Genomic DNA, 7143 nt, shown 5'->3' with positions numbered 1-7143 from the left:
GCGGGAAGGAAACACCCGGTTACATTCCGAACCCGGAAGTTAAGCTTCTCAGCGCCGATGGTACTGCACTCGGGAGGGTGTGGGAGAGTAGGTCACCGCCGGACAATCTTTCGTGAGAGGGCCCCGACACCTGGTGTCGGGGCCTTCTTCGCGTTATAGGGCCTCTGGGTTCACCAGGGGCCCTATTCGCGTTGTGAGCGGGCTTTCCGTCAGGCTTCCTTCTGCCGGAGTACGAACACGCCCCAGCCCAGATACTGCCGGCCGTACTCCAGATGGGATCGCCTGGCGCGGGTCAGGAAGTCGCGCACGGCGGCGTGATCCGGGTCTGAAGGGTTGGCGCGGAGCCAGTCGCTCAGCGTCCACCATTGACTGGCCACGTACCGGTCCCAATCGTCCTGGTTGGCGAGAACCATTTCCAGCAGCTCGAAGCCAGCGGCGTCGAACCTTTCCTCCGTGTCTGCGAGTGAACCGAAGCTGCCCTCCGGAACCTGCAGGGAGTCGTACGCCTGCGGCGGCGGTGGGGTGATCCAGTAGCACTCGCCCACCAGAGCGAGGCCGCCGGGGCGGAGCGGGCGGCGCATGAGGTCGAGGGTGCCGGCCAGGCCGCCGCCGATCCAGGTGGCGCCCAGGCAGGACACAATGTCGTACGCGTCGGACTCGTCCTCGTAGGTCCCCGCGTCGGCCTCGACGAAGCGGATCCGGTCGGACACGGCCAACTCGTCGGCGCGGGCTCTCGCAGCATCCAGGAAGACCTTGCTGATGTCCACGCCCACGCCGTGCAGGCCGTACGCGACGGACCAGCTGGCCAGTAGCTCGCCCTTGCCGCACGCGAGGTCCAGCTGGCGCATACCGGGGGTCATGCGGCAGATTTCGCCGAGCAGACGGAGTTTGGACTCGGCCAGGGGGTTCAGTATGTGGTGACGGGATTCGGCGATCTCGTGAAAGCGCAGTGACATGTGAAGAGTCTGCCCAAGGGCCTGTTCGCGCGCGATCGAATATGTGTCGGCCAAGGGACACGGTGTGGCTTGCTAGGCTTGTGGGTACCGAGCCACCCCACCACGGGTGGCCTTCGTCGCGTAAGGCCTTGGACAGGCGGCGACCAGCCACGGCGGACCGCCGTACAGAGAGCAAAGGTCCGCTGAGTGAGCCAACGAAATGGACCAGAAGTGAACAGTGATAGCGGATCGGACGGCGGACAGCGCGAGCGCGGCGACTACGGGGAGAGGCGCTCATACGAAGGCGACAGGAGCGGCGGGCAGGGCTCCCGCGAGCGTGACTCCCGGAGCGACCGTCCGTTCCGCGCCGATGCCGATAAATCGCGGTCGCATGGGCGGGATGACCGCGGCGGCCGCCGTGACGAGGGCGGTAGCGGGACGCGCGGGGATGACCGGCGGCCCTACCAGGACCGCAATTCAGGCGACCGCGGGTCGCGGGACGATCGCGGCCCCCGCCGCCCGTTCCGCGAGGGCGACGACCGCGGACCCCGTCGTGAGGGCGGGTTCCGTGATGATCGTGGGCCGCGTTCCGAGGGTGGTTATCGTGGATCGCGTGACGGTGGCGAGCGCCGTCCGTTCCGGGATCGTGACGACCGGGGACCGCGTAGCGACAGTGGCGAGCGCCGCCCGTATCGGGATCGCGACGACCGGGGGCCGCGCAGCGACAGCGGCGAGCGTCGGCCGTACCGCGACGACCGGGGACCGCGTAGCGATAGTGGCGAGCGCAGGCCGTTCCGGGACCGGGACGACCGTGGGCCGCGCCGCGAGGGTGGTTTCCGTGATGATCGTGGGCCGCGTTCCGAGGGTGGTTATCGTGGGCCGCGTGACGGCGGTGAGCGTCGTCCGTTCCGGGATCGTGACGACCGGGGCCCGCGTAGCGACAGCGGTGAGCGTCGTCCGTTCCGGGATCGTGACGACCGCGGGCCGCGTAGCGATAGTGGCGAGCGCAGGCCGTTCCGCGACCGTGATGACCGTGGGCCTCGTCGTGAGGGCGGGTTCCGTGATGATCGTGGGCCGCGTTCCGAGGGTGGTTATCGTGGGCCGCGTGACGGCGGTGAGCGTCGTCCGTTCCGGGATCGTGACGACCGGGGCCCGCGTAGCGACAGCGGCGAGCGTCGTCCGTTCCGGGACCGCGACGACCGTGGACCTCGCACTGACAGCGGTGAGCGCAGGCCGTTCCGGGACCGGGACGACCGTGGGCCGCGCCGCGAGGGTGGTTTCCGTGACGATCGGGGACCTCGTCGTGAGGGCGGGTTCCGTGATGATCGTGGGCCGCGTGATGGTGGCGAGCGCCGCCCGTCCCGGGATCGTGACGACCGGGGCCCGCGTAGCGACAGCGGTGAGCGCAGGCCGTATCGGGACCGCGACGACCGTGGACCTCGCAGCGACAGTGGCGAGCGTCGGCCGTACCGTGATGATCGTGGGCCGCGCAGCGACAGTGGCGAGCGCAGGCCGTTCCGGGACCGGGACGACCGTGGGCCTCGTCGTGAGGGCGGTTTCCGTGATGATCGTGGGCCGCGTTCCGAGGGTGGTTATCGTGGGCCGCGTGACGGTGGCGAGCGCCGCCCGTACCGGGACAGGGACGATCGAGGTCCCCGCACCGGCGGCGGCTATCGCGAGGGTGGATACCGGGATGACCGGTCGAGGCCGTTCTCGCGTGACGAGCGGCCGGGTGGGACGCGGGCGCGGTTCGGCCGGCCCGAGGACGAGGGCGACGCCCCGCAGCGCGAGAGGCTGCCCGAGGTCGAGCCCGACATCACCGCCGACGAGCTCGAGAAGGAAGTTCGCGAGGAGCTGCGCTCCCTGCCGGGCGACCTGGCCGAGCTCGTGGGCAGGCACCTCGTCGCCGCCGAGCGGGCACTGGAAGCGGACGACCCCGATAAGGCTCACGAACACACCAAGGTGGCTCGCCGTTTCGCGGCCCGCATCGGTGTCGTACGGGAGGCGGCGGGGATCGTCGCCTACCGCGCCGGGCACTTCTCCGAGGCGCTGAGCGATCTGCGTGCTGCCAGGAGGATGACCGGTTCGGACGCGTACCTGCCGGTCATGGCCGACTGCGAGCGCGGGATGGGGCGGCCGGAGCGGGCGCTCGACCTGGTGCGTTCGCCCGAGGCCGAACGCCTCGACAGGGCAGAGCGGATCGAGCTGAGCATCGTGGAGTCCGGTGCCCGACGTGATCTCGGTCAGCACGACGCCGCGGTCATCACGCTTCAGCGCCTGCCCGAGCTGCGCGACCCGCAGCCGCGGCCCTGGTCGGCGCGGCTGGCGTTCGCGTACGCCGACGCGCTGGCCGAGGCCGGGCACCAGGAGGCGGCCACGGACTGGTTCGGCCGGGCGATGGCCTTCGACGAGGACGGTGAGACGGACGCCGCCGAGCGGTACGCCGAACTGACCGGCGCGGTCATCGAGGACGTCGAGGAAGAATTCGACTACGAGGACGACTTCGACGACGCCGGCGCGGCGTCACCCGTGTCCGTGGAGGACGACGAGCCGGACGACGCCGAGGCCCTCGCCGAGGCGGGCGACCTGCTCGCGAGCCCGCCGCAGGACACGGTGGACGCCGAACTCGAGGACCTCCAAGAGGCGTCGGCCGATGCGGACGATGCCCCGGCCGAGACACGGGATGCCGGCTCTGTCGTAGCCGATGGGGAATCGGACGGCGACGCGGAAGAATCGGCCGATGCTGACGGGGCGACGTCCGAGGCGGATTCCGCAGACACCGGCACTCAGCCGGAGCCCCAGGATGCCGAGCCGCAGGTTGCCGAGCCGTCGGAGCCCCAAGTCGCCGAGCGCGACGCGGAGCCCCAGGACACGGCGTCCGAGGACACGGCGTCCGAGGACACGGCGTCCGAGGACACGGAGGGAACGGCCGGTTCTGAGCCGGTGAAGTCGGGCGATTCGGCCACTGTGACCGGTATCAGCCCTGCCTTCATCGAGCCGGACTTCGGTGATGACCTCGACGGGCGCGACGAAGGCGCCAAGCGCGACGAATAACACCTTGTGCGGGTACGGGTCCCGTACCCGCACGAAGGTCACGGTGAGACGCGGTCGAGCCAGTGGAGGATGCCCGCGACGTTCGACGGGGCGCCGCTGAGGAGCTCGAACTGCTCGGCCGTCTCGTCGTCGGCGGCGAGCGCCGTGTAGCGCTCCTTGGTCCGGTCGCGGACCATGGCGACGGCATGGTCGAGGTCCATGCCCTCCGCATGCGCCTGGCGGGTGAGATCTACCCAGATGCGCAGTTCTTCCGCCGACCTTTCGAGCGTTTCCCGCACCGCGTCCACGGGTCCGTAGTGGCTGAACAGCAGCCGCTGCGGGCCGAGCGCCTCGAACAGCGCGATCGAGTCGAGTGCCGTCTGCAGGTCGAAGTCCGGCGGCGGTGTCGCCGGGCGCAGGTCGCCGGTCTGGGGCAGGTAGACACCGGCCGCATCCCCGACGTACAGGTCACCGGTGTACGAATCAATCAGGCCAACATGGTGCTTGGCGTGGCCGGGGGAGTAGTGGCTGCTCAGCGTCCTGCCGTTGCCGAGGTCGATGGCTCCGGTATCGCCCAGCGCCACGATGCGTTCGGCCTCGGTGGGGGACAATTCGCCGAACAGTGTGTCGAGGCGATCTCCCCACACCATCCGGGCGCTGGCCATCAACCGGGACGGCTCCGCCAGATGCCGGGCCCCCTTCTCATGCACGACCACCTGGGCGGACGGGAAGAACTTCGCGATATCCCCCACGCCGCCCGCATGGTCGAGGTGGATGTGCGTGACCACGACCGTCGCGAGGTCGCCGGGACCGACGCCGAGCGAGGCCAGCGCGTCCCGCACCACCGGCGCCGAGGTCGACGTCCCGGTCTCCACCAGGCATGGGCGATCGCCCAGGATCAGATAGCCGGCGGTGATGCCGGAGTAGCCGGCCATCTTCGTGTCGATCTCATACACGTCGCCGCCGAGGGCGGTGATGTTGTCCACAGGCAACTCCCGAGCCGTGTCCGCTATCCCCAGAACGGCATTCCAGCCGTACCGGCCTCGTCCTCATCGTAGAGAGTGATCCTCACCCGAACACCAATGGGAGGACGACTGTGGACCGGAACGAGGTCTTGCTGGTGGGCCGGCTGTCGGCGGGCGTCGAAGACCGCGAACTGCCCAGCGGCGACACCATGACGAAGTGGCGCCTGCTGGTGCGCCGACGCAGACACCGGCGCAACGGCACGATGACCGACAGCATCCCGTGCGTCACCTTCGACGCCGAGGTGGCCGAGCTCGTCCGGGGCCTCAATCCGCGCGACCCCCTGGAGCTCACCGGCGCGTTCCGCTGCCGTATCTTCGGCCCGGCGCAGGCGAAAGTCTGGAGCTACGAGGTGGAGGTCTCCTCAGCCAGGGCCATCGAAGCCGCCCCCCTTCCCCAGGAGCCTCCCGAGCCACCCCAACCTACGGCGCCGCGCCCCATCGCCCTCCTCGCGGAGGTCGGCTGACGCCTTCCCGAGGGAGCGGAGGCCGCCGCATGGCAGTGGGCGGGTTGCCAGGGCATGCGATGCATGCCTGACGCTGCGTGCTGCCCTCCGCAGGTGGAGCACGTCGCCGCCATGGGCACCGACCACGTCCTGCGCTAACCGAGCCCCCATTGGGCGTCGGCCCTGTATCAGTCCCAGACTTTCATCGGGGCCCAAGCTTCGCCAGTTCGAGCCTTCCGCCAAGCCTGGGTCTCGAAGCACCCGGCCTCCGAAGCACCCGGCCTCCGAAGCACCGGCCTCCGAAGGTCGGCCTTCGAGCACCCGGCCTTCGGAGGGGCCGGGCTCCGGAGCACCGGGTGTTTGGAGGTCCGGCCCTTTGAAGGCCGGGTGGGGCTCCGAAGGCTCGCGCCTTTGCTGGGGTCGGGACTTTCGGCGGCCCGGGGGTTCGGCGTAGGCCCGAGGCGTGCTGCCTTAGTCGGCCCAGACGTCGGGCGGAGCAAGGTCGCCAAATGGCAGATGGCCGAATGGCCAGGCGACCAGGTGACCAGGTTGCCAAATGGCTAGGTGGCCAAATGGCTAGGTGGTCACCTGGTCAGCCCGAGGCTGCGCTGGACATGCGTTGGGGCCGTATGGGCCGGGCGCTGGCGGTGCGGTGCGGTGTGGCGGCATCCGTGGTTGGTTGCTGTGGTGGGTCAGTCGATGGCGAAGGTTCGCAGGACGAGGCCGGTACGTGGTTTGGGGCCGAAGGAAGTGGATTTGCGGGGCACTCGTTCGCCGCTGGCCGCGACCACGAGCACGTCGTCGACGGCCAGCGGCTTGAGCAGTACGGCGGTGCCGCCGGTTCTGACGGCCAGGCGCAGGGCGGCGTGCGGGTCGTGGTGCACGATGCGTACGGTCTCCTCGTCGTCCTGCAGGCCCCACACCTTGGGCAGGACGAATTGCGTGAGGATGGAGGTGTTCAGGGAGTTCCAGCGGTCCGAGCGGTCAGCGGGCATGGCGAGCGCGAGCTGTACGGGATCAGGATGGGTGAGCAGGTGGACACCGTCGGCCCCGGCCAGCAGGAAGGCCGGGTTCTCGGCGGCATCGAGGGCGGCCAAGCCCTCGGCGAGATCCTCCTGGTCGTGCACGCGCCACGAACCCTTGGCGCGTGCGGCGGCCTCCGCCAGAGGCAGCCCCGGGATGACGCGGTGGATGGCCTTCAAGTCAGGCGGGTACGCGCTTGAGTCAACGAGCAGGGCGAGGCCGAAGTCCCACGGCCCCACTCCTGCCCGCTGACTCCCGCGGGGCATGTTGTCGCCTCCTGCCCCCGCCTCAGGCTCACCCTCCGGACCACCGCCGAGCGGTCCCCTCTCCAGACCACCGAGCGGTCCCTTCTCCGGATCACCGCTGAGCGGGGTCCTGGCCGGACCACCGGGCGGATTCCCCTTCGGACCACCGCCGAGCGGCTTGCCCTCCGGACCACCGCCGAGCGCACCGCCGAGCGGCTTCCTGGCCGGATCGGCATGCGGTCCCTTCTCCGGGTCATCGCTGAGCGGAGTCCTGGCCGGACCACCACCGAGCGGGGCCTCGTCCGCGCCACCGCGCGGATTTCCGTCCGCGCCACCGAGGGGTTCCCTGTCGGGGCCGCCCATCGGGCGCGTGTCCGGCCCCCTCTTCGGGTCAGCCGTTGGATCGGGGGGACTGTCGGTGGCGGGCGTGGCTGTGGTC

General features: G+C 70.2%; 6 protein-coding genes and 1 rRNA gene. 3 read left to right on the top strand and 4 right to left on the bottom strand.

What is annotated here, in order from left to right; genetic code table 11:
- Nucleotides 1-104: ribosomal RNA gene (gene rrf / locus ADY59_RS45835) — 5S ribosomal RNA — on the top strand; the annotation flags it as partial.
- Between the two features lie 105 nt (nt 105-209).
- On the opposite strand, the gene ADY59_RS45830 is transcribed toward rrf, so the two are convergent.
- Nucleotides 210-1010: an SAM-dependent methyltransferase gene (locus ADY59_RS45830; RefSeq protein WP_231619213.1), complete on the bottom strand. Its 801-nt coding sequence runs from the start codon at nt 1008-1010 to the stop codon at nt 210-212.
- 402 nt (nt 1011-1412) lie between these two features.
- On the bottom strand, nt 1413-2885 hold the full coding sequence (locus tag ADY59_RS53110) for a hypothetical protein (protein ID WP_231619212.1): 1473 nt from the start codon (nt 2883-2885) through the stop codon (nt 1413-1415).
- Between ADY59_RS53110 and ADY59_RS49410 the strand changes: the two genes are divergently transcribed.
- A complete protein-coding gene (locus ADY59_RS49410; protein WP_231619211.1) occupies nt 2823-3989 on the top strand; it encodes a hypothetical protein in 1167 nt (388 codons plus the stop codon). The two genes, ADY59_RS53110 and ADY59_RS49410, sit on opposite strands and share 63 nt — an antisense overlap.
- A 38-nt stretch (nt 3990-4027) precedes the next feature.
- Here the strand turns inward: ADY59_RS49410 and ADY59_RS45820 are convergent, their stop codons facing one another.
- Nucleotides 4028-4954 (bottom strand): MBL fold metallo-hydrolase, encoded by a 927-nt coding sequence (locus tag ADY59_RS45820; RefSeq protein ID WP_049577190.1) that lies wholly within the window; start codon nt 4952-4954, stop codon nt 4028-4030.
- 110 nt (nt 4955-5064) lie between these two features.
- Between ADY59_RS45820 and ADY59_RS47905 the strand changes: the two genes are divergently transcribed.
- Entirely contained in the window at nt 5065-5457 is a 393-nt protein-coding gene (locus tag ADY59_RS47905) for a single-stranded DNA-binding protein (RefSeq protein ID WP_053175799.1), read from the top strand.
- Between the two features lie 671 nt (nt 5458-6128).
- On the opposite strand, the gene ADY59_RS53105 is transcribed toward ADY59_RS47905, so the two are convergent.
- Nucleotides 6129-6638, bottom strand: coding sequence for a hypothetical protein (locus tag ADY59_RS53105; protein WP_231619210.1), 510 nt, complete (start codon nt 6636-6638; stop codon nt 6129-6131).
- Nucleotides 6639-7143: the final 505 nt, after the last annotated feature.

This window comes from Nonomuraea sp. SBT364 (genome assembly GCF_001083785.1).
Classification (GTDB): domain Bacteria; phylum Actinomycetota; class Actinomycetes; order Streptosporangiales; family Streptosporangiaceae; genus Nonomuraea.
Note: the sequence above shows the minus strand (reverse complement) of the source record. Positions and strands in the feature narration are given on the sequence as shown.